Genomic DNA, 23,538 nt, shown 5'->3' with positions numbered 1-23,538 from the left:
CCCATGGCCCAAGGAATGACTATGCAATTGTTCTGGCTGCGCACCGACTTGCGCCTGCATGACAACACCGCCTTGAGCGCCGCTGCCCGGCGCGGTCCCACGGTGGCGGTGTACCTGCTGACACCGGCCCAGTGGCAGGCCCACGACGACGCCCCGTGCAAGGTCGACTTCTGGCTGCGCAACCTGCGGGAGCTGAGCCAGGCGCTGGCCGCCCTGAATATTCCCCTGCTGGTTCGCCATGCCGACACCTGGGAGCAGGTCCCCGCGGTCCTGCTCGAGTTGTGCCAGGCCCTGAGAATCGACGCCCTGCATCTCAACGAAGAATACGGCGTGCACGAAACCCGCCGCGACCAGGCCGTGGCCAAGGCCGTCGAAGCCCACGGCATCGGCTTCCAAAGCTATCTCGATCAACTGTTCTTCAAGCCCGGCACTGTACTGACCCGGACCGGTGGCTACTTCCAGGTCTTCAGCCAGTTCCGCAAGGTCTGCTACAGCCGCCTTCACGGCGCGTTGCCGGCCATGGTCGAGGCACCCCGCGCGCAGTTGCCGCTGAGCCTGGGCAGCGATCCGATTCCCGCCGAAGTCGAAGGTTTTCCGCCACCGTCCCAGGCCCTGCGCGACCTCTGGCCGGCCGGAGAAGCCGAAGCCCGGCGGCGCCTGGACGCCTTTGCCGACCAGCAGATCGACTACTACCAGAGTGAGCGGGACTTCCCGGCCAAGCCCGGCACCAGTCAGCTGTCCGCCTACCTCGCCGCCGGCGTGGTCTCCCCGCGCCAGTGCCTGCACGCCGCCCTGCAGAACAACCAGGGCGAATTCGACAGCGGCAACGCCGGCGCCGTCACCTGGATCAACGAACTGCTCTGGCGCGAGTTCTACAAACATATCCTGGTGGGTTACCCGCGGGTCTCGCGGCACCGCGCCTTCCGCCCGGAAACCGAAGCCGTGCCCTGGCGCGATGCCCCGCAGGAACTGGCGGCCTGGCAACAGGCCCGCACCGGCCTGCCGATCATCGACGCGGCCATGCGCCAACTGCTCGACACCGGCTGGATGCACAACCGCCTGCGCATGGTCGTGGCGATGTTCCTGACCAAGAACCTGCTGATCGACTGGCGCGAAGGCGAGCGTTTCTTCATGCGCCACCTGATCGACGGCGACCTGGCGGCGAACAACGGCGGCTGGCAGTGGAGTTCCTCCACCGGCACCGACGCGGCCCCCTACTTCCGCATCTTCAACCCGATCAGCCAGTCGGAGAGATTCGACAGCGAGGGCCTGTTCATCAAGCACTGGCTGCCGGAACTGGCTGGGCTGAACAAGAAGGAAGTGCACAACCCGGCGGCCGTCGGCGGCCTGTTCGGCGTCGCCGACTATCCACGACCCATCGTCGACCTGGGCAAAAGCCGCGAACGCGCCCTGGCCGCCTTCAAGAGCCTGCCGGCGCGGCTGGATACCGGAGCCACGCATGAGTGAGTTCCTGCACCATTTCGTCCAGCGCTTCGCAGCCCTGGACAAGGACAACCTGCACCTGCTCGCCGAGCTGTACAGCGACGACGTGCGGTTCACCGACCCGTTGCACGAGGTCAGCGGCCTGGCGGAGCTGCAGGGTTATTTCGCCCGGATGTACAGCGACATCAGCGGGCTGCACTTCGATTTCCATGGCCTCGACCAGGTCCGCGAGGGCGAAGGCTATCTGCGCTGGAACATGAGCTATCGTCATCCCAGGCTCGCCAGGGGCGAGCCGATCCATGTCGAGGGTTGCTCCCATCTGCTGTGGATCCACAAGGTCTACCGCCACCGGGATTATTTCGACGCCGGGGCACTGCTCTATGACCACCTGCCATTGCTCGGACACGCCACCGCGTGGCTGAAAAGGAGAGTCGCATGAGCCTGTCCTCCGCACGTCGCATCTGGCTGACCGGTGCCAGCAGCGGGATCGGCGCCGCCATGGCCGAGGTGCTGCTCAAGAGCGGCATCCAGCTGGCCGTGAGTGCCCGCAATGTGCGAGCACTGGAAGCCCTCGACGAGCGCTATCCGGGCCAGGTGCTGCTGGTCCCCGGCGACCTGACCGACAGCCGCCAGGTACGCGAGATCGGCGAACGCATCAAGCAGGCCTGGGGCGGTCTCGACACGGTGATTCTCAACGCCGGCACCTGTGAATATGTCGATGCCCAGGCGTTCGATGCCTCGGTCGTCGAACGGGTGGTGCGTACCAACCTGCTCGCCAGCAGCTACTGCATCGAGATCGCCCTGCCCCTGCTCAGGGCCGGTACCGAGCCGCACCTGGTGGCGATCGCCAGCGCCGTGACCTTCCTGCCGCTGCCGCGCGCGGAAGCCTACGGTGCCTCGAAAGCCGGCATGCGCTACCTGTTCGAATCCCTGCGGATCGACCTGGCCCGCGAAGGTATCGACGTCACCATCGTCAGCCCCGGTTTCGTCGATACCCCGCTGACGCAGAAGAACGATTTCCCCATGCCCCTGAGCTGGCCGGCCGACAAGGCTGCCGGCTACATCTGCGAGAAACTCCACAAGCGGCCGCTGGAAATCAGCTTCCCGGCCTTGTTCATGGCCGGGCTCTGGCCACTGTCACGCCTGCCCAAGCGCCTGCAACTGGCGATCGGCAGGCGCATGGCGCGCAATAACGGCAAGGACAAGGACCCTTCATGAAAATCGCCCTGATCGGCAGCGGCATCGCGGGCCTGACCTGCGCCTACCTGCTCAACCGCAATCACCAGATCACCCTGTTCGAAGCCGCCAGCTGGATCGGCGGGCATACCCATACCGTGGACGTCACGGTGAATGGCGAGCAGCACGCCATCGATACCGGCTTCATCGTCTTCAACGACTGGACTTACCCGAACTTCATCCGCCTGCTCGGCCAGCTCGGCGTCGGCTACAAGGCCACCGAGATGAGCTTTTCGGTGCGCGACCCGGCGGCCAACCGCGAATACAACGGCAACAACCTCAACAGCCTGTTCGCCCAGCGCCGCAATCTGTTGTCCCCGGGTTTCTGGGGCATGTTGCGCGATATCCTGCGGTTCAACCGCCAGGCCCTCGACGACCTGGAGCAGCAGCGCATCGCCGCCGACACCACACTCGGCACCTACCTGTGCGACGGCGGTTATGGCGAGCGGTTCATCCAGCACTACATCGTGCCCATGGGCGCGGCGATCTGGTCGATGTCCCTGGCGGACATGCTCGGTTTTCCGTTGCAGTTCTTCGTACGTTTCTTCAAGAACCACGGCCTGCTGTCGGTCAGCAACCGCCCGCAATGGCGGGTGATCGAAGGCGGCTCGAGTCGTTACATCGATCCCCTGATCGCCGGCTTTCGCGAACGCATCCGCCTCGATTGCGCGGTGACCCGGGTCGAGCGCGACGGCCATGGCGTGGTTATCCACAGCGCCGCCGGCAGCGAACGCTTCGACAAAGTGGTGTTCGCCTGCCACAGCGACCAGGCACTGCGGTTGCTGGCCGAGCCGAGCAGCGCCGAACAGCAGATCCTCGGCGCGCTGCCCTACGCCGACAACGAAGTGGTGCTGCACACCGACACCCGCCTGCTGCCGGAGCGCCCGCTGGCCTGGGCCAGCTGGAACTACCGCCTCGGTGGCGATGGCCTGCGCCTGGCCGCCGTGACCTACAACATGAACATTCTCCAGGGCATCCGCAGCGACACCACCTTCTGTGTCAGCCTCAACCAGGGCGCCGATATCGATCCGCGCAAGGTCCTGGCCCGCTACACCTACGCCCACCCGCAATACAGCCTGGCCGCCGTGGCCGCGCAGCATCGCTGGGAGGAATTGTATGGCGAGCGACATACCTACTATTGCGGGGCCTACTGGGCCAACGGCTTCCACGAAGACGGCGTGAACAGCGCCCTGCGCGTGGCCGGCGCCTTCGGGGAATACCTGTGAACAGCGCCCTGTACAGCGGCTGGATCGCTCACCGGCGCTTTGCGCCGCGGGCCCACGCCTTCCGCTACCGGATCGGCCTGCTGTACCTGGACCTCGCTGAACAGGACAGCGTGCTCGGGCTGTCGGCGCTGGCGGGACGCAGTCGCTTCGCGCCCTTCGCCTTCCGCGAGAGCGACTACCTGCGTACCTGGACCCGCGAGGGCATGCCGCTGATCGAAGCGGTGCGCCAGCAGGTCGCCCGTGCCCTCGGGCATGCCCCGCAAGGCCCCGTACGCCTGCTGACCCAGGCACGGAGTTGGGGCCTGGCATTCAACCCGGTGAGTTTCTTCTATTGCTTCGACGCCGACGAACGCCTGGCGGCGATCCTCTGCGAAGTGACCAATACCCCCTGGGGCGAGCACTACCACTATGTGCTGCCCGCTGACGGCGAGGGCCACCAGCATGTCGCGGTGACCAAGGCGTTCCATGTCTCGCCGTTCCTGCCGCGGGACCTGGAATACCGCATGAGCTTCAGCCAGCCGGCCGCCACGCTCGGCGTGCACATGGCCGACTGGCAGGGCGAACTGAAGGTCTTCGACGCCACCCTCAACCTGCGGCACGAAGCCCTCAGCCGGGCCAGCCTGCACCGCTACCTCTGGCGTTTTCCCTGGATGACCGCCAAGACCTGCCTGGCGATCTACTGGCAGGCCCTGCGCCTGCTGCTCAAACGGATGCCGATCTTCTCCCGCCAGGCTGCCGATGGCGCCTTTGGTATTGCCACCGCGCAAGATAAGGAACAACGTCATGAAAAGTTCTAGCCTGGTGACCAGGACCAATCTGTTCAGCACCAACACCCTGACCACCAGCCTGTTGCGCCGTGGCGTACTGCGCCAGCTCCGTGCCCTGCGCCACGGCCAGTTGCTGCTGGTCGAGGACGGCGAGCGCCAGTTGTTCGGCAATACCGGCGAAAGCCTGCTGGGGGAGATCCATATCCAGGACCCGGCGGTCTGGGGCATGGTCGCCGGCAATGGCTCGATCGGTGCCGGCGAGGCCTTTATCCATGGCTACTGGACCACCCCGGACCTGACGGCGGTGGTCCGGGTGTTCGTCAGCAACCTCGACGTGCTCGATGCCATGGAAGGCGGCCTGGCCCGCCTCGGGCGTCCTTTCGTCCAGGCCCTGCACTGGCTCAATCGCAACACCCGCAAGGGCTCGCGCAAGAATATCGAGGCCCACTACGACCTGGGCAACGCGCTGTTCGAGCAGTTCCTCGACCCGACCATGATGTACTCGGCCGGGCAGTTCCTCAGCCCCGATGACTCCCTGGAACAGGCGCAGTTGAACAAGCTCGAGCGCATCTGCCGCAAACTCGACCTGCAACCGGGCGATCACCTGCTGGAGATCGGCACCGGCTGGGGCAGCATGGCGATCCATGCCGCCCTGCATCATGGCTGCCGGGTCACCACCACCACGCTGTCGAAGGAACAGTTCGCCTACACCCGGCAACGTATCGACAGCCTGGGCCTGCAGGACCGGATCACCCTGCTGCTGGCAGACTACCGCGACCTCACCGGCCAGTACGACAAGCTGGTCTCCATCGAAATGATCGAGGCCGTCGGCCACTCGTTCCTCGCCAACTATTTCAGGCAATGCGCACACCTGCTCAAGAGCGACGGCCTGATGCTGTTGCAGGCCATCACCATCCGCGACCAACGCTATGAACAGGCGAAGAACAGCGTCGACTTCATCCAGCGCTACATCTTCCCCGGTGGCGCCCTGCCCAGCGTGCACAAGATGCTCGAAGTGGTCAGCCGCGAAACCGACATGAACCTGCTGCACATGGAGGACTTCGGCCCGCACTACGCGCGCACCCTGCGCCTGTGGCACGAGAACTTCCGCCGCGCCCACGGCCGCCTGGGCGAGTTGGGCTACGACGACTATTTTCTGCGCCTGTGGGAGTTCTACCTGTGCTACTGCGAAGGCGGCTTCCTCGAGCGCACCATCGGCACCGCCCAGTTGCTGCTGGCCCGGCCGACCGCCCGGGCCCAGCCGCTGCTCGGGCGTTTCGACAGCTGAGGGACCGGCGCTAGAGCTGGCGCAACTGCTCGCGCACCACCACCTCCCGTTCCGGGGCATTGAAAAACAGCTGGCGCGCCATGACCAGGCTGATCTCGCTGCGCCAGATGCGGAACACCTCCAGGGCTCGCCCGGGTTGCCCCTGGCGGATGCGTTCGAAGCGCTCCTGCTCGGCCCGGGCCTGCGCCTTGATGCCGAGAAAACGCTCGGCCCAGCGCTTCAGGTGGGCACCATGGGCCTGTGGCTTGCCGTCCTTGTCCAGGGCCCCGCGCATCACGAACAACTCCTCCGGGGTGGCCTTGTCGGGATAGTGGAAGTGCGCCACCCAGATATTCTTGCCGGTCGCCTTGTCACGCACCGCGTACTCCTGGAGAAAGTCGCTTTTGCCGAGTCGGGTGCGCGGCCCGTTGCGAAAGATCTCGACCTCGTTGTGCTCCTTGAGAAACAGCAGCCGTTCGGTGTCCGGCGCACTCGACTTGGTCACGGCGATCCGCGCCATCAGCCCCTCATGCCTGAGGGTCCCGGCCTGGAGACGCAGTTCCGCGGCCTGGACCTGGCCGGCGGAAACTTCGCTTTGCGTCACCGAGCCGTTCGCCTGCGTCACCGCCCGGTCGATCTGCCCGGCCAGCGCTTCCAGCGCCCGCGCCCGCACGTCGAGGACATCCTGCAGATAGATCGGGTCCTTGGCGACCGGGATCTGCCGCCTGGCCATCTCGATTTCCCGGCCGGCCTGGCGGATCTGGCTCTCGGCCATCTGCACCAGGCGCTTGAGGCCCGGCTGCGGTGCCGGTCTGGGCGCGGGGGCGGGCGCCGGCTTGGGCAGCGGCTGCCAGTAGCCGTCCTCTTCCTCGACAAAGGACTCGAGCGGTTGACCGGTCTGGGGATCCATCAGCTCGACGACCTCATGGCCATCCTGGGGCGTGTCGCGAACATAGCCGAGATAGTGCTGCTTGCGACGGGTGCGGATGATCTTGCGCCGCTTGCCGGCGGGCGGCGACGGCAGGTCAGGCGCGTGCTCGGTGGGAGCCTGCGCCTCGATACGCGCGACCAGGCTGCGCTCGGCTTCCTGCTGCAACTCGACCAGGCGCTGGGTGAACAGGTCGGTCCAGACCAGGCGAGTCCCCGGCGGCAACAGGCCGGTCTTGTACTCGGCCATGGCCAGGGCCTCGTTGTATTGGCTCACACAGGTATTGAGCACCGCGATGTCCGCCTCGGCGGACAGCGGCGTAGCGGAGCGTTCATCGAGAATGGACTGGGAGGCCAGGGCACCGCGCAGGTCATTGAGCTTGGTCGAGATATCGCTCTCGAGCTGGTGCGGATCCAGTTCCCTGAAGCAGTACACCGCGAGCCGGCACGCCCTGATGGCCTTCAGTGCGCGCACCTTGTGCCCCCCGCCCCTGATTTGCTGCATGCGCTGGTAGTCCGCCAGGTTCTGGTTGCGATGCTCGCCCAGTTCGGCAAACGCCTGCTGCTCCCGCTCCGCCCAGTCGATATACAGGTCCGTGGCGCGGTTTTCCCGTTGCTCCAGTCGTTGCGTTTCCATCAGGACCCGGCCCGAACCATCCTGATAGGGCAAGCGCTCGATGATCCGCACGCAACGACGGTCGATGATCCTGATCGCGTCCAGGGCGAACTGCATCGCCGTGACGAATTGATCCAGGGTGGTAAAGAGTGTCGCCTTGTAGCCCCGCAGGAAGACCGTCTCGTTCATCCGCAGTTCGTTGAGCTGTTTCTCGTAACCGTCGATCAGGGCTTTTCCCAGCTCGGCGATCCGGTCCATGCGGGCAAACCATTGCGCGTGGGTATAGCGGTCGGGATTGGCTTCCATCGCCACCAGGGCCTCGCGTTCGGGAAACAACGCGCGTGCCCGTCTCCCCTGCTCCGCGACGCGCTGATTCCAGCCTTCCATGAAGCGCTCGCTGACCCGCTCCCGCTGTTCCTGCTCCCGGCGTTTTTCCTCGAGCAGGGCCGCTCTTCTTTTCCCGACGTTGCCCGGGCGCCCCGAGCCGCCGCGAAGGCGCAGCTTCAAGTCCGGCGTCCAAACGCCCGCGCCATCGTTTTTCAGATAGAAGCCGTCACGCAGGCCGTCCGGCGAGACCACCTGGACAGTGCCTTCGCTGTCCGCCTTCACAGCAAACAGCCATCCCCCGAAGTAGGCCGCCAGCCGCTTGGACGCCTTCAAGCGGATCAGGCCCTTGAGGTCGCCGGACGCGATGACCTCCCCCAGGGTCTCGGGCGCGGGCCAGGGATAGGGGTAGATCTTCAGGGTGAACGAACTGGCGGTCGGACGCGAGGCGACCGTGCCGGGCGCCACCGGGTTGTCCAGTTTCATCGGCAATGGCCGGTCCGGCCCTTCGCTGATCGTGGCCCCGTGCGACGGCCGCTGGCTTTCGTCGAGCGGGATCCGCTGCGGTGTCCTGGCGTGCGCCTGCCGACGGTTCAAGTGATGTTCGAGAATAAAGGCGATGTTCACCAGGACATCGGCCCAGGCATTGGCCTTGGCCCCGGGGTCCTTTTCCTGCAGTCGCCGAAAGTCGGCATCGACGCTGGCGACCACGGCGAAAATCCAGCCGGCCACCGCCGCCGGGCCACGGATAAACATCAGCACCACGTTGAACAATTGCCAGCCGCCCTCCTTCAAGGTGTTCCAGCGCAGTTCGGCATTGGACACCGATTGCCGGTCCGCCAGGGCGATCAGGGTCCTGGTCAGCGAATCGAACAGGTGATGCAGGTAGTCGCCCTGGACCACCGTTTCGTCGAGCGTGGCCGGCGCCACCGGCAGCAGCGCGGCAAAATCGTCCTCGAACGAACGCCGCAGGTGGGGCTCGACCAGGCCGCCATTGGCATAGGTGCGCCGGGCCTGATCGCTCAACCAGGCCAGGATGCTGTCCTGCAATGCACCGGGTTGCCTGAGCGCATCGAACAGGGCCGACCACGTCGGGTATTGCAGCAGCGGTTCGACGGGAGGCGTGGGGCGGGCGTCATTGTCATGAGGGCAGAAGTGCTTGTCCGCTGTCGCCTGGAACTGCTGGAAGGCCGCCGCCTGCGGGCCGGCCTTGGCCAGCAGCGGACGATAGAGAATGAACGGGCCGCTCCCCGTGTCCTTCGGACCGATGATGAACATGGACGCCACGACATCCGCCGACGCATCGGCTTCGGCCTTGAATGCCAGGGGACGCAGGACGATCTCCTGGCCGTTCACCTGGCGTTGAGCCGCTTCGGCCTGCACTACCGCTTCGACACAGCGGTAACCCGCTTCGTCGAAGTGGGCGTCGCCGCGAATCTTCAGTTCCAGCGCCGCCATGGGCAATTGCACCCGCAGTTGCCCGGTGAAGAGTGTTTCCCGGCGCCGGGCCTCATCGGCGTCGTCGACAAGCTTGGCCCGCAGGATGTCGAGATAAGTCTTGCCGATGTCCACGGCCGTGACCAGCGCCTTGACGTAGTCCGCGTTGAGCCAGTCGGGCACCGCCATGTCCACGCCACAGTGGCGGATGGTGATCTTCATCTTCGCATGCCGGAAGCCGCCGAGATTCTCCAGGGCAAACTCCGTCAGGCTCATCCGCACCTTTTCCACCGTCCCCAGCGCCCCGCCCGCGCCGCCGGCCACGGCCACCGCGATGACCTTGTCGAGCTCCAGGCGAATATCATCGGGGTTGGCGATATCGGCAGCGGACGGATGGTCCTCGCCCATCTTCTTGCGCAGCGCCCTGGCCGCGAACTCCGGCAGATCGCCCACGTCATCGAGAAATGCCTTGCCGCCCGACACTCGCTGCACCTCGGCCAGTTTTTCCAGCAGGGCCCGGTAGGTGCCGAGGTCTTCGCTCGACGCCCCCAGCAGCCAATGCGGCAAGCCGTCATTGAGCGCCGCCAGCGCTTCGGGCAACTCGACCACCGTATGGGGCTCGGTCTGCACCGGCGTGAAAAACCAGTCATCGGGACGGGTGATTTCATCCAGCCGGTGCTGGTAGTCCGCGAGCGTCCACTCGCTATCGAAGCCGATCAGCGCAATCGCCTGCAGCTGGTTTTCCAGCAGGGTTTCGACAAAGCTGGCGAAGGCCAGGCCCAGTTGCATATCCGGGTCGCCCCGCTGCCAGAGCCGATGCTCGCGATACTCGATATCTCGACCGTTGGCGCGGATACTCATGAACAAGGGCAGCAGCGGTCCGAGGTCCGTAGTGTCGGCCCGGAAAAGGCCCTTGGCCAGGCTGAGCAGCAGCGGGTTCTGCTCGACTCCGCGCTCCTTGCGACGGGCCACCAGCACGGGCAAGGCTTCGGGATAGCTACCGCCCCAGATGTCCTTGCTCACCGCCTGGATGCCATGGAAAGCCAGTTGCTGCTCGGGCTTTTGCAGATCGATCGACAGAAAGGCCCGATGCTGTTCACGATCGGCGGAAAACATGCGCATCAGGATCCGGCCAAGGCGTTGAAAGCGACTGCTGCCGTCCGCATCCTCCGCGTTCCAGTAGTCGACCAGGCCCTGTTGATAGAGTTGCAGCAGGATATCGCCCCACGACCCGAGCGTGTCCTGGGTTGCCGCGGCGTCCACCACCAGGCGGTCGCCGGGCAAGCCATCGAGCCTGATCTCCAACACATGTTCGGCGGTAAAGAGCGGCGCGACCCCGCTGGTAAAGTGTTCGAGCACCAGGTCGATCACGGCACGGTACTGATAGCCGCCCGAGAACCGTTTGCCTTCCTGCTCGCGCCACAGGAGCTTGCCGACATACAGATGCGAGGCGTTGCGCTGCGGGTCCCAGCGGCTGAAAAAAGCCTCCTGGATGGCCGACAGGGCCACTTCCCGCAATGTCGGCGGATGGGCGAAAAGCGCCTTGGCCGCCTCGATCTCCTGCTCGAGCGACAGGCCCGGCAGTGTGCTTGCGTCATTCATGCAGACTATTCCCTTCAAACAGATCCGACGGGCCCGGCTTCGAGCCGCCGTGCCCGGCACCGCACGGCGGTACCAGGGCAGTAGACGCCCGGCACGCCGGGCCCTGGCGGTATCCGCTTAGCTACAGTCGGCGCAATTGCTCCACCAGGGCCGCATCCACTTCAGCGGCATCGAAAAAGAACTGGCGGGCCATGGGCAGGCTGATCGCACTGCGCCAGATATCCACCGCCGCCTGCGCGCGACCGGGCTGGCCGCGACGAATACGCTCGAACCGCGCCCCTTCGGCACGGGCTTGCGCCTTGGGCCCGAGAAAACGCTCTTCGCGGGTTTTCAGGTGGGCGGCCCCCGGGGTGAACAGGTCATCGTTGGGGGTCAGGTCGGGGTAGTGGAAGTGGGCCACCCAGAGCAACGCGCTCTTCTTGCCCGCGACCGCCTTGTCGAGGATCAGATACTCCTGCAGGTAATCGCCGGACTTGAGCAGGCTGCGCGGGCCATTTTTCCTGATTTCGATGGCGCCCTGGCGGTGCAGGAAGTCGACGCGGGCCATGTCCGGCATGCTCGCCTTGGTCGCCTCGACCCGGATCAGCAGCCCCTCGTTGCCCAACTCGAGGGCCAGGGCGCGCAAGTTGGCCGCCTGGCTCTGTGCGTTGAGCCGCTCGGGTGACTGCTCGGCGCTCGCCAGGCCGTTCTCCAGTTGTTCGGCGAGCCGGACGAGGATCCGCGCTTCCCCTTCCAGCACATCCTGCAGGTAGACCGGGTCCCGGACCGGTTGCTTCAACCGGGCGGCGTGGTCGAGCGCGCGTGCCAGCTCCTTGCGGGCATTGGCCAGCTCGCCACGGGCCTTCTGCATCTGCGTGCCGGCCTCCTTGACCAGCCGCTTGAGCCCGACCTGTGGCCGCGTGGCGACCGGCGCCGGGGCCGGCTCGGGGGCCTTGACCTCCTCCCAGTAGCTGCCGCTGGCGCTTTCCTGGAACACCCGCACTTCATCGCCATCGGCCAGTTCGACAGTCTCCCGGCTCTGACCGGCGGCCGGCGGCCGGACTTTCCCCAGGTAGGTCCCGCCCCTGGATCCGCGGGTCTGGATCAGCCCGGGGATTTTCTCCAGCTCCTCCTGCGCGGCGATCTCGCTGGCCTGTGCCTCGAGCGACTCGCTCAACGCCTCCAGCGCCTCGTCACGCAATTGCGCGATCAGTTCGAGCAGACGGTCGGTATAGGGCAGCGCCGTGCCTTCGGGCTGCTGGTGCCGCCAGAACTCGAGGGTCTGCAGGCCCGACACATAGTTTTCGATACAGGTGTTGAGCACCCGCTGACGGCGCCGGGCGGGTATATCCGGGTCCTGCTCCAGGTTGAGCCAGGACTGGTTCGCCATGGCGATCTCCTGGGTCTTGTCTATCAGCGAAGGAGGGACCTGCTCGTCCTGTCGCAACTCATGCAGCGTCAGCCAGCGCAGGCTATGCAGTTGCGACGCCTGCGTGTCGCGCTCCAGCGGAGCGTTCGGGGTCCGGCCGATGGTCTGGTCGCGGGTCTTGCTGCCCAGACCGGCAAAATCGTCCAGATGCCTGTCGACCTGCCTTTCCCTGCGATGCCATTCGAACATGCGCTCATTGGCCGCGACCTTGCTCCGTTGGTAGGCAAGGAACCGCTCGAAGAACCCGGAGCCCATCTGCATAGCGCTGGTCTGCGCCAGCTCGAGTTCTATCGCGGAGGGGCGCTGTTCCTCACGGACCCGGCGCAGGACTTCCAGCGTCTCACGGCAGCCGCCCAACTGGATGCCGAGGAAAGCGCACACGGCGTCCTTCCATTTCGGCACTTTCGCCACCCGGGATTGTTCCTCGCGCAGGACGATGCTCTGCCCCATCATGTCGAAGGCCTTTTCCGCTTCCTGGAGATATCGTTGCCGAGCCCTGCTGATGGCCTCGACGTCAGTCCCCTCCTCCTTGAGTTTCAGCGCGGCCCGTGCCGCGGAGGCGGCGATTGTCGCGAGTTTCCCGGCGGTTTCGATCTCCTTGTGGCGATCCACCAAGACCTTGGCCGCCGCCTTTTTTTCGTCCTGTATCTGCTTGATGGACTTGCGTCCACCGCGCCCCGAGCCACCGCGCAGACGCAGCTTCACGTCCAGGCTCCACTCGCCGGCCTCGGTGCTTTTCAGGTAGAAGCCTTCGCGACTGCCGTCCGGGGTGATCATCCGCACGCCGCCCCCGGGTTCCTCGCGGACCCGATACAGGCGCCCACCGATATAGGTGGCCAGGTGGCCGCTGTCGTTGAGCCGGATCAGGCCCTTGAGTTCACCCTCAGCGATCACCGCGCCCAGTGACCCGACATCAGGCCAGGGCCGTTCGAAACGGCGCAGCAGCAGGTCGTCGATGCGGATGCGACGCTGCCCGGAGGGCGCCAGGGCCGGCTCGTCCAGGTGCATGGGCACGGGCAGGTCCGCCCCTTGCGCCACATAGGGCCCAGGCCTGAGTCGGCCCGCCCCGGCGGGCTCCGTGCTGAACGGTATACCCTCGCGAGCGGCTGAAGGTGCCCTGCCCTCGGCGAGATGATGGCTGAGGATAAAGGAAAGATTGACCAGCACATCGGCCCAGGCATTCGCCTGCCCCTGGCCGCCCCTGGCCTGCAACTGACGGATGTCCCGGTCCACGCTGGCCACCACCGCATAGATCCAGCCCGCCACGGCCGCCGGGCCACGGATGAACATCAGCAGCACATTGAACAGTTGCCACGCGCCTTCCTTGAGCTGGGCCCAGCGTTGCTCGGCGTTGGACACCGACTGCCGGTCGGCCAGCTCGATCAGCGTGCGCGCCGTCGACGTGAACAGGTGGTGCAGGCAGTCGCCGTCGACCACAGCGTCACTCGGGCGTGCCGGCCCCGGAGTGGAAAAAGCGGCAAAATCGTCTTCGAACGATCGCGGCAGGTGCGGTTCCTGGAAGCCGCCATGGTCGTACAGGCGCCTGGCCCGGGGGCTCATCCAGGTCAGGACACTGTCCTGCAGCGGGCCCTCCTGGCGGATGGCCTCGAACACCGCGCCGAAGGTCTCGTACTGGCGCAGGGGTTCGAGCGCCGGCGTGGGCCGGGCATCGTTGTCGGGGGCACACAAGGCCGCCCCGTAGGCCGCCTGGAAGCCCAGCAACGCCGACTCATGGCTGCCAGCCTTGGCGAACAACGGGCGATACAGCACGTGTGGACCGTGACGGATATCCTTCGGCCCGATGATAAACATCGACGCCACTTCATCGACCGCGGCATCGGCTTCGGCACGAAAACCCAGGGGCCTGAGCACGATCTCCTGGCCGTCGACCTGCCGCTGCGCTGCGGCGGGTTTCATGAGTGCCTCGATATACCGGAAACCCGCCTCGCTGAAACCGGACTGGGCCCTGATCTTGAGTTCCAGCGCCGCCATGGGCAATTGCACCCGCAGTTGCTCGGTGAAGAGTTTTTCCCGCCGCCGGGCCTCGTCGGCGTCGTCGATCAGCTTGGCCCGCAGCGCCTCCAGGTAGGTCTTGCCGATGTCCACGGCCGTCACCAGGTGCCTGACGTAATCCGGGGTCAGCCAGGCCGGCACGGCGGACTCGCGGTCGCAGTGCCGGACCGCGATGCGCATCTTCGAATGGTGAAAGCCGCCTAGGTTCTCCAGGGCGAATTCGGTCAGGGTCATCCTGACCTTTTCGATGCTGCCCAGGGCCCCACCGCCGCCACCGGCCGTCGCCACCGCGATGACCCTGTCGAGCTCCAGGCGGATATCGTCGGAACTGCTGATCCCCAGGGGCTCGGCATGCTCCTCATGGATTTTTTCCAGCAGGGTCCGCCGGGTGAAACTCATCAGGTCGCCGATACCGTCGAGAAAGGCCTTGCCCTGGGAGGCACGCTGCACACTCGCCAGATGATCGAGCAGATCCCGGTAGCGCTCGATATCCCGCGGGTCGGCAGCGAGCAACCAGTGGGGCATTGCATCGCGCAGCGCCGTCAGTTCCTCGGACAGTTCGCGCACGCTATGGGGCTGCGTCGGCTCGGGGTTGAAAAACCAGTTGTCGGGGCGGGTGATGGCGCTGAGTCGCCGCTGGTAATCCTCGACCGTCCGGTCGAGATCACGGCCGATCAGCGAAACCTCCTGCAACTGATTCTCCAGCAAGGTACGCCCCAGGCTGGCAAAGGCCTGTTCCAGCAGTTCGTCAGGATCACCCGACTGCCAGAGCCGATGCTCGTGATATTCGATATCACGCCCCTCGGCCCGGCGGCTCATGAACAAGGGCAGCAGATGTCCCACTTCCGGGGTCCGGGCCCGGAACAGTCCCTGGGCGAGGCTGAGCAACAACGGTGCCTGCTCGACCTCATGCTCCCAGCGACGAACCAGCAGCACCGGCAACGCTTCCGGGTAGTAGCCGCCCCACGGGTCCTTGCTCACGGCGCGCAGGCCATGGACGGCCAGTTTCTGGTCGGGCTTCTGCAGGTCGACCGTGAGGAAGGCGCGGTACTGTTCGCGGTCGGCGGTGAGCATCCGCACCAGCAGCGCACTGAGCCGGCCAAAGCGACTGCTGCCTTGCGCATTCTCTTCGTTCCAGTAGTCGACCAGCGCCTGCTGATAGAGCTCCAGCAGGATATCGCCCCACTGGCCGAGCAGCGTCGGCGGGACCGGCGGCTCGATCATCTGGCGATCGCCGGGCAGGCCGACGAAGCGGACTTCCAGCACATGATCTTCGCTGAAAACCGGCGCCACGCCCTGGGTGAACTGCTTGAGCACCAGATCGCTTAAGGCCGTGTACTGATAGCCGGCGGAGACCTTTTTGCCATCGGCCGTCAGCCATCGCGGCTCGCCGACATACAGGTGCGTGGCGTTGCGCAGCGGGTCCCAACGGCTGAAGAACTGTTCCTGGATAGCCGCCAGGACCACCCCCGACAAGGTCGGCGGGCGGGCGAAAAGCGCCTTGGCCGCAGCGATGTCCTGCTGCAGCGACGGGCGAGGCGAGGTGGTGGTGTCCGGCATGTCTGGCTCCCTGCAAATGCGCGAGTAGACAAGGAACAGCACTGCCCACGGCGGTATCCGGCTATCGCCAGACCGCTGATTCAGGCATACGGGCCCGCGACACTGGCATACACTGGCGCCCATGACCACGATTCCCCTGACCGACCTCACGCCCCCGGCGATCACCTGCTCTTCCTGCGCGGCCTGCTGCTGTCGGCTGGAAGTCATGCTGATCACCGATACCGGTGTGCCCGAGCGCTTTATCGATATCGACGACTGGGGCGGCGAGGTGATGCTGCGCCTGGACGACGGCTGGTGCGCGGCCCTGGATCGCGACAGCATGCGCTGCACGATCTACGCGAAACGGCCGTTGATCTGCCGGGAGTTCGAGACCGGCTCGGCGGAGTGCCTGGAAGAACGCCGCGATATCGCCACCGCGTATCGATGATTTGAACGGGCGCATCAGGGCGCTTTCATCTCCGAGTCAAAGACGCTTCCCATATATCCGCTGAACCAGCGCAATCCACACTTGGGACCCCACGTCACAAGTAGCGGGCAACCCCAACGTTGCCCCCGGAACCTGAGATCACCGGCCCATGAAAACCCTCGAACCACCCTGTGCTTCGCCCCCCTGTGCAGCCGACCCCCTAAGCGAACCGGACGAGCCCGCGCCGGCCCGCTCGCAAGCGTTGCTCGCCCTCGATACGGCCAATGTCCAAGTGACCGCCCTGCTGGAAGAGCTACCGCCGCCGACGCTGCCCGAGGCGGGTCCGGCAATAGCGAAAAGTGAGCGGATACGCCAGTTGCAGCAGGATTACCTGGCGCAACTGCAACGGTTCTGGACGCAACCCAACGACGCCAGCAATGGCCTGCCCGCCGAGCAATGGCTCGCCCTGAGCCTGGAGACGCAACTGCGGGCCGAGGTGCAGTTGCGCAACGCCGATGGCACGCTGGACACCGACGACCGGCAACTGATCGACCAGGTGCTGCGCCTGCCCACGCGGGCACAACGGGAAGATGCCCTGCCGGTACTGCCGGTACGCCATCGACCGGCGGTGTACGGCATTACCCTGCTGGGAGAGGACGCCGCGCCGTGGCCCGGCGCATTCGTTATCACCAGCAGCGATGGCGCCGTCCTGCCGGGCAACGATCTCGACCCGACGCAGCTCAAGGGCAAGAAAGCGGTCGAGGTCCACAGCGATCTCGGCCGGGTCGTGCTCTACACCCTGGAACAGGGGCTTGAAGCCTTTGCCTCGCTCCGGCTCCTGCACAACACGCTGCAAGTGCGCCTCGGGCACAAAATCGCCGACCGCTTCACCGCCAGCGAGGACAAGCACGAAAACCTGTTCACCGAGCAGGTTCGCTCACTGCGCGACGCCCAGCAACGCAAGGTGAACGCTGTGTTTGCCGCGTCCCCGACGGACGCCTCGCCAGCCCTGCTGAAAGACCTCGCCGCCGCCGCAGACCTGCGTGACATCCTGGATATCGGCGGGCGACTGAACCAGCGCTTGCAGGCATTGCAATACCAGGCCTGGCGGCAGGTCTTCAAGGACGGCAGCCGGCAGGACTGGCAACGCTACCGCACCGCCGCCGGCCAGGTGCAGGCCGGCCGGTTGGCGCTGGGCCTGGCGTTGCTCGATACGCTGCCGTCAACCGCGCCTGCCGACAACTCCGCCACGCCGGTCATCAAGGACCAGGCAGCACTGGATGCCATCGTCACGGCGCTGAGCGCAGAAAACCCGACGACCGCAAAACCGGCACAGGCGATACGCGAGGCCTGGCAATACGCCAATGCCGCCAGCCTGCAACTGGCGCTGCTGGACGCCACGCTCGAAGGCCGCATCGACACGCGCCAGCAACAGTGGGTCCGCCTGCTGCTCGACTACCCCGACCCGGCCACCCGCCCGCTGATCGGCACACACACCCTCATCGCCAGCGCGCTGGGCCTGTGGACCCATCCCGAGAATGCCCCGAGCACGCTGCATATCATTGACGGCATACTCGCTATCAGCAGCTCGGCCCCGAACGACCCGACTGTCGTGCTGTACATCCCGGACGCCCCCGATGACCAGGATCTCAAGGCCCTGAGCCGACTCGCCGATATCAACCCGTATCTCGTGGAACCGCAGTGGCGAAACTACCTAGCCGCGCGACTGAAAACGTCGGGCACGCCAATCCCGCAGGTGCCGTTCCCCGTAACCGGCGCCCACGTGCAACTGATCCCGATACCGGGCGATGTGCAGCTGGGCCTCTACACCATACGGCGCGACGCACTGCTGGAGCAGGCGCGCCAGAGTGATCCCGGCGCCACGACCACTGATCGCCGGTCACTCATCGATCAGTGGGCGCTGGGCAATGTGGTCGGCCAGAAGAGCGCCGGCCTGATCGGCACGTTCCTGCCCGGAAAAAACGCCCTGGCACGGATCAGGGCGACCGGCCAACCCGAGCTTGCCGCGCTGCCGGCGCGCCCGGCGACAGAGCGCCTGGGCCCGGCCAGCAGCGGCGCCACGCCACCCGGCACGGTGCGGCTACGGCTGCTGGGCGGCGCGCCGATCGATCCGCCGCCGGCCCTGCCACCCCGTGTGTCCGCCATAGCCGGTCTGATCCGCCTGGGCTCCTGGAACGCGCGGGTCATGGATATCGTCGCGCCCCTCATGCCCAGCCTGTCGGACTGGCCATCGCACGGCAGCCTGGTGATCATCGATTGCCAGGGCCCCGGACCCGGCTGGTCGGTACGCTACCGGCAGGGACTGCACGAAGACGCCTATGGCTTTCGGGTGAACCCGGATATGTTCGTTGCCCGCCAGGACGTGGTGCTGTACCGGTCCGCTCCCGATCACTACAGCGCCTGGCTCCATGGCAACAGGGTGGATGCCCCCGCCGGTGAAGACAGCTTCTTTCATGCCTTGGCCCTGGCGCTGAACCTGGGTCGCGACAGCGACACGTTCACGGTCGAGAGACTGCGCGATGCCACCGCCGGGCATATCGAACGCCATCCGGAGATCGCCCCCTTCGTGACCGCCGAGCACCTGCCGCTCTATGCCCAGGCACTCGAACATTGCGCGGAACTGAATATCTGGCTGGGCAGCGAGGTCTATCAGGAGCTGACCGCCATCCTCAAGGGTTTCCCCAATCCGTACGGGCTCTTCCAGCCGGTCATCCGTTACCTGGAGACGACCCTGCCGTCGCGCTCACCGAGGCTGAGCCGCGTGGTCGATGCCGCGTTCGATGCCGTGCATCAACGCCATGCCCTGCGTCCGCTGCCCGCGGAAATACGCCAGATCATCGATCGCTATATTGACGCCCCGCCCCGTCCGGTACTGTCCCTGCTGGCCGCCGGGCCCAGTCGCAGGAGGCTGCTGGAAACGCTGTTGCTCGGGCCGTCAGAGGCGGCAGACATCGATTTCCTGGAGCAGCGCATCTTCATTTTTGACGACAGCATCCGCCACATCCTGCTGGAGTACGGCGCGACGGCCGCCCAGTTGCGCGAGTATGCGCTCCAGTACATAGGCAACCAGATCACCGCCCGGCGCGACTTGCTGCGCGCCACGCTCCGGCGCGTCCCGGCGCTGCTCGAACGGCTCGATATCATTTTCGCCTCGCCCACCCTGACCCCGCCCATGGCCGAGGGGATCAACATCGGTCAGATCGCCCACCTGCTCCACGATCCGCACATCTCCACCACCAGGTTGCGCCTGATCAGCCGTTGCGCGGATGCCGGCATCCTCAATATCAACCTGCTGGAGAACGCCGACGGGATCAGGCCGCTGACGGACGAGGTGCTGTCGCGACTCCTCGAACATCAACAGGAACTGCTGGGGCTGGCCAGGCAAATGGGCTTCCAGGACATCGCCCCACTGCTTTTCCCCTTCAGGGCCGACCCCATCGCCTGGACCCCACATCAATTCCACTCGGCCCCTCTCGCGAATGCCAGGCTCAACCTGCTGCTCGATACGCCCGGACTGTTCAGCATGCTCAGGCAACGATCGAACCGCGTAGTCGAAAAGATGTGGACCCAACTGACCAGCGCCACCCATGACAATGCCAGGGTTCGCCATGCACTGGCCTCTCCACGGGAAACCCTGAGCAGCCTGGCCCAACTGGACAGGGCATTGAACGCGCCACTGCCGAACACACGGCAGGCAGGTCCGTCGACGGGCTCGCAACCGACTTACCTGAGGGGATACGAGGTACACGGCAGATCGACGGCGCAGCTGTCGGGACCGGATGCGCGCGGCCTGTATCATGCGGCAAACGGCAGGACCTACATCCGCCATGACGGCCTGCGCTACGAAGTCCGCGCCTTCGGCAATCGCGTGCGGATCATCCATGCCATCGAAGGTTTCCGGCGTCCGACCTATGAGGTGCAACTGCGTCCCGATGGTTCCTGGCAGCTTATCGACACCCCCGGCCTCGGGGGCGACAGGCGCCGGTCCTATCCGGCCATCGCCGAACAATCGCGCACGCAACGCGAGGCGTTCGCCACGCTGGGCCAGGCCGCGCAACAGGAGTGGCAACGGCTCGCCGCCGATACGACGGTGTCCGGCCGGGTCCCCGACCTGCACAGCCTGCAATCCACGACCGCTGGCTACACCCTGGAACTGATCGACGCGGACGGCGCCCCACGCCGGCAGTTGGCACTGGCGAAAACCAGCGCACTGGCCGCACTCTCGAACCGTATCCGCAGCAGCGTGGACACCCTCCACCAGCACTTCCAGTTCCGGGAGGGCCAACTGCTGCCGCGCCCGGGCGTCACCCATCACGAGGTGGTCCATGCCCTTGCCCAGCTCGATGGCCTGAACAGCCTGAATACCGGCTTCGCCCTGTTGCTGCTCGGCAGCGGCAAGCCTCATGCCCTGTCGGCGGACCTGACCCGCGCGGTCCAGGTGCAGTTCTACACGCAACTGGCCCTGGTGGTGATGGGCATCGCCAACGAGGGCGCACTGCTCGCCCAGGCGCTTTACCTCGGCCTGAAGGACGCCGGACACCTGGGCGCCGAAAGCATCCGCCTGCTGGACAAGGCCGGCCAGGGGATCAGCCTGGCCGGCAAGACCCTGACCCTGGGCGGACTGCTGGCCGCCGGCAATGCCTTGCTGGTCCTCGCCAGCCTGGGGGTCGACAGCTACCTGCTGGCCCATGCCGAGAGCGCCGAGGAAACAGCCACCTACGGCACCCATGTCGGGCTCGATAGCCTCGCGTTGGGCACGGTGCTGGCCGGGTTCGCCGAGGGTGCCGAGTTCCTCGGGCCGCTGTCGATACCGCTGGCCGGCCTGGGCCTGGGCGCCAGCAGCCTGGTGGCGGTGTTCTTTGCCAAGGCCCACAAGGTCCTCGCCACGGGCGAGCAATTCAACCGGGAGATCCAGGCCTATCGCAACGGTTATGTCGAGGATCCGCACAGCCACGGGCTGCGCCTGGACGGTCCGGTGGTGGTGAGCCATGTGGATCAGCGCAATGGCCGGGTCCACCTGGGCAGCCCGAAGATCTATGCCGTGGACACTTCGCGTTCGGGCGATCCGCGGGTGATCCTCGACGAGCGCCAGGCCATCGATGTCGGCCTGGTCCTGGGGCTTCCCGGAGAAATGCCGTTGCCGGTTTCCGACAGTGCCCGCTTCCTGCATCTGCCGATCACGCCCGAGCACACCTATCTGCCGCAATACGGCTGGCTGCTGGGCGCGACCCAGCGCAATGACGCCGAGCTGCAGCTGTTCAAGGCCCTCGAACAGAAGACCCGGGGCAAGTTCATCGAGGCCAAGTGGGTCGCGGTGTTCCAGAAGATCGTCGAACAGCTGGAGCCGCGCTACCACGCCACGCGTATCCGGGTCAGCCTCGGCCTGGCGGCGCCGATGCTGATCATGGACGATCCCGGCGAAGGCGGTCGTTACCTGAGCCATGCCATCGAAGGCCAGGGCAGCCAATATGACATTTACCTGAGCGACGGCACGACCCTCGATCTGTCCAGTTGCGCCACATCGCGCCCCTCCACCTGGGTGCTGCACACCGATCAGTTGAGTCGCCCGGACGATATCCGCCTCGAGCCCGGCCGGCTGACGGTGGGGGGCGTCGTGGTGCGGGTGCAGGACAAGGAGACCCTGTATCTGGTCAACAAGCTCGACGAGGCCTACCGGCTGGACCTGGCCGGCGGCCGCTACACGCTGGCGACACTGAGCGCGCGCGACCATGAGGATGTGAATGAGCTGGAGCAACGCCTGCAAGCCCTGCAGGGCTTGCAGCGACTGACCGCCCCGGTACCTGTCGAAGACCTGTCGGCACCCGACTGGCCGGGCCGGGGCATCTATTATCGGCCCGCCGACGGCGACTTCGCCGCCATTCCCACGAACGGCGAGGACCACGGCGACGAGCTGTACCAGATCCCCGTGACCGCTGAAATGCTGTTGATCGCCTCCAGCCCCCAGCGCGAGAAAGTCAGGCAGGCGGTCGAGACACTGGCCGCGCTGACGCGCCACCTGGACGAGCAGTACCGCAAGTTCGGCGGGCGTTCGGCGGGTTTCTGGAGCGCCCACCCCGCTGCCGGCCAGCCCCGCAACGAGCAGTGCTATGGCGACTTTCTGCGGGCGCAATATCGCCTGGAGGTACAGCGCGCCCGGCTGCAAGGCCGGTATTCGGACACCGCCGGCCAGATGCTCCTGCAACTGCTGCCACGCCACGAACGCGAGCCGTCGAGCCAGGGGCCGCGCCAGGTGCTGGTGCACCGTTTGAGTATCAACGGCTATCCGGCCGATGACATCCTGGTCATCGGCGATCCGGAGCAGGGCACGCTGCTGTTGTATGTACCGGCGTCAAGCCCGGCATTGAGCGAGTTCTGTGGCGCCAGCGGGCTCAAGGCCCATGTGCAGCAACTGGCCGCCGCCGACGCAACGCTCCGGGAGCTGCAGGAACATTTCCCGCGACGCTATCGCGCCAGCAACTACAGTGCCCTCTGGGGCTACACCGGAACGGACGAGGCGCTGGAAAATCTCGGCGACAACGGCGACTGGAGCCTGATCCAGCTCGACCGTGGCCGCGTCGATGGCGACGATGTATTTGCCGTCCTGGCCAGCCTCAAGCGCCAGGGCGAAGGAGGCTGACCCCGGCAGCGAATGCTCCGCTACAACGGCATCGTGTAGTGCAAGGCGTAACTCTCGATGCCGTCGTTGGGCGTGCGGATCCCCGCGTTGGAATAGTGGGTCGCGCGGATCCCCAGCTCATGCCCGCCGGCAAAGCGCAGGCCGAAGCCGATGCGGTCCTCGAACTGGAAGGCCGAGCCGAGCTTGTTGTCTTCCACTTCGGTATGGGCAAACACCGCGACGCCTATCCCGGCCTCGATGTAGGGTTTGATCGAGGCTCCGGAAAACTCGTACACGAACACCGGCGAGAACGACAGGCTGTGGTTGCTGGCCGCCTTGTCGCCATCCCAGTAGGTGTAGGCGCCGCTCCAGTAGCCGGTCAGGCGACCGACATCGCTTTGCAGCCAGCTCTTGTCCCAATCCAATTGCAGGCCCAGGCGATAGGTCTGGGTCGAATCGCTGGTCTGGCCGACCGCGAACTCAAGACCGGCCGCGTGTGCCGCAAGACCATACCCCAGTGTGGCGGCTGCAAGCGCAGCCAGGCAGAACAGTCGCTTCATGAGAAACATCCTATTTCCAACGTATGTTCGGGATTGTTGTACAGCTCAACAGGCCTTCAATAGAAATCTGGCGTTAAGCAGAAGTTCACGGATTTGCGCGGTTTTTCAC

At 65.7% G+C, this 23,538-nt stretch carries 11 protein-coding genes; 8 read left to right on the top strand and 3 right to left on the bottom strand.

Annotation, left to right across the window (positions count from 1 at the left end; translation table 11 throughout):
• Window positions 1–21: 21 nt before the first annotated feature.
• From phrB to HX881_RS16285, 6 genes are read left to right on the top strand one after another with little or no spacing between them, the layout of a single operon-like run.
• Entirely contained in the window at window positions 22–1,467 is a 1,446-nt protein-coding gene (gene phrB, locus HX881_RS16310) for a deoxyribodipyrimidine photo-lyase (protein ID WP_177085478.1), read from the top strand.
• Complete coding sequence (locus HX881_RS16305; protein ID WP_017126566.1) at window positions 1,460–1,882, top strand: nuclear transport factor 2 family protein; 423 nt, start codon at window positions 1,460–1,462, stop codon at window positions 1,880–1,882. The genes phrB and HX881_RS16305 overlap by 8 nt, the downstream gene beginning before the upstream one ends.
• The gene (locus HX881_RS16300; RefSeq protein ID WP_177085476.1) at window positions 1,879–2,661 is read left to right on the top strand and encodes an SDR family NAD(P)-dependent oxidoreductase; all 783 of its coding nucleotides are present in this window, start codon (window positions 1,879–1,881) and stop codon (window positions 2,659–2,661) included. Before HX881_RS16305 ends, HX881_RS16300 begins: the two co-directional genes overlap by 4 nt.
• Entirely contained in the window at window positions 2,658–3,905 is a 1,248-nt protein-coding gene (locus HX881_RS16295) for an NAD(P)/FAD-dependent oxidoreductase (RefSeq protein ID WP_017126568.1), read from the top strand. The genes HX881_RS16300 and HX881_RS16295 overlap by 4 nt, the downstream gene beginning before the upstream one ends.
• Entirely contained in the window at window positions 3,902–4,702 is an 801-nt protein-coding gene (locus HX881_RS16290) for a DUF1365 family protein (RefSeq protein ID WP_177085474.1), read from the top strand. Before HX881_RS16295 ends, HX881_RS16290 begins: the two co-directional genes overlap by 4 nt.
• Complete coding sequence (locus HX881_RS16285) at window positions 4,689–5,960, top strand: SAM-dependent methyltransferase (RefSeq protein ID WP_177085472.1); 1,272 nt, start codon at window positions 4,689–4,691, stop codon at window positions 5,958–5,960. The genes HX881_RS16290 and HX881_RS16285 overlap by 14 nt, the downstream gene beginning before the upstream one ends.
• A 10-nt stretch (window positions 5,961–5,970) precedes the next feature.
• On the opposite strand, the gene HX881_RS16280 is transcribed toward HX881_RS16285, so the two are convergent.
• Window positions 5,971–10,845, bottom strand: a complete 4,875-nt coding sequence (locus HX881_RS16280; protein ID WP_177085470.1) for a hypothetical protein — start codon at window positions 10,843–10,845, stop codon at window positions 5,971–5,973.
• Between the two features lie 121 nt (window positions 10,846–10,966).
• A complete protein-coding gene (locus HX881_RS16275) occupies window positions 10,967–15,826 on the bottom strand; it encodes a dermonecrotic toxin domain-containing protein (RefSeq protein ID WP_177085468.1) in 4,860 nt (1,619 codons plus the stop codon).
• Between the two features lie 121 nt (window positions 15,827–15,947).
• Here HX881_RS16275 and HX881_RS16270 point away from each other — a divergent pair, with 121 nt between their 5' ends.
• Both HX881_RS16270 and HX881_RS16265 read left to right on the top strand, forming a co-directional pair.
• Entirely contained in the window at window positions 15,948–16,253 is a 306-nt protein-coding gene (locus HX881_RS16270) for a YkgJ family cysteine cluster protein (RefSeq protein WP_017126573.1), read from the top strand.
• 148 nt (window positions 16,254–16,401) lie between these two features.
• Entirely contained in the window at window positions 16,402–22,890 is a 6,489-nt protein-coding gene (locus HX881_RS16265; protein WP_177085466.1) for a TcdA/TcdB pore-forming domain-containing protein, read from the top strand.
• Between the two features lie 20 nt (window positions 22,891–22,910).
• On the opposite strand, the gene HX881_RS16260 is transcribed toward HX881_RS16265, so the two are convergent.
• Window positions 22,911–23,429 carry an acyloxyacyl hydrolase gene (locus tag HX881_RS16260; protein WP_017126574.1) on the bottom strand — a complete coding sequence of 173 codons (519 nt, stop codon included), beginning with the start codon at window positions 23,427–23,429 and terminating at the stop codon, window positions 22,911–22,913.
• Window positions 23,430–23,538 lie beyond the last annotated feature (109 nt).

The organism is Pseudomonas gingeri, from assembly GCF_013386115.1.
GTDB classification, from domain to species: Bacteria; Pseudomonadota; Gammaproteobacteria; order Pseudomonadales; family Pseudomonadaceae; genus Aquipseudomonas; species Aquipseudomonas gingeri.
The sequence above is the reverse complement of the archived record's forward strand: the minus strand, read 5'-3'. Positions and strand labels throughout refer to the sequence as shown.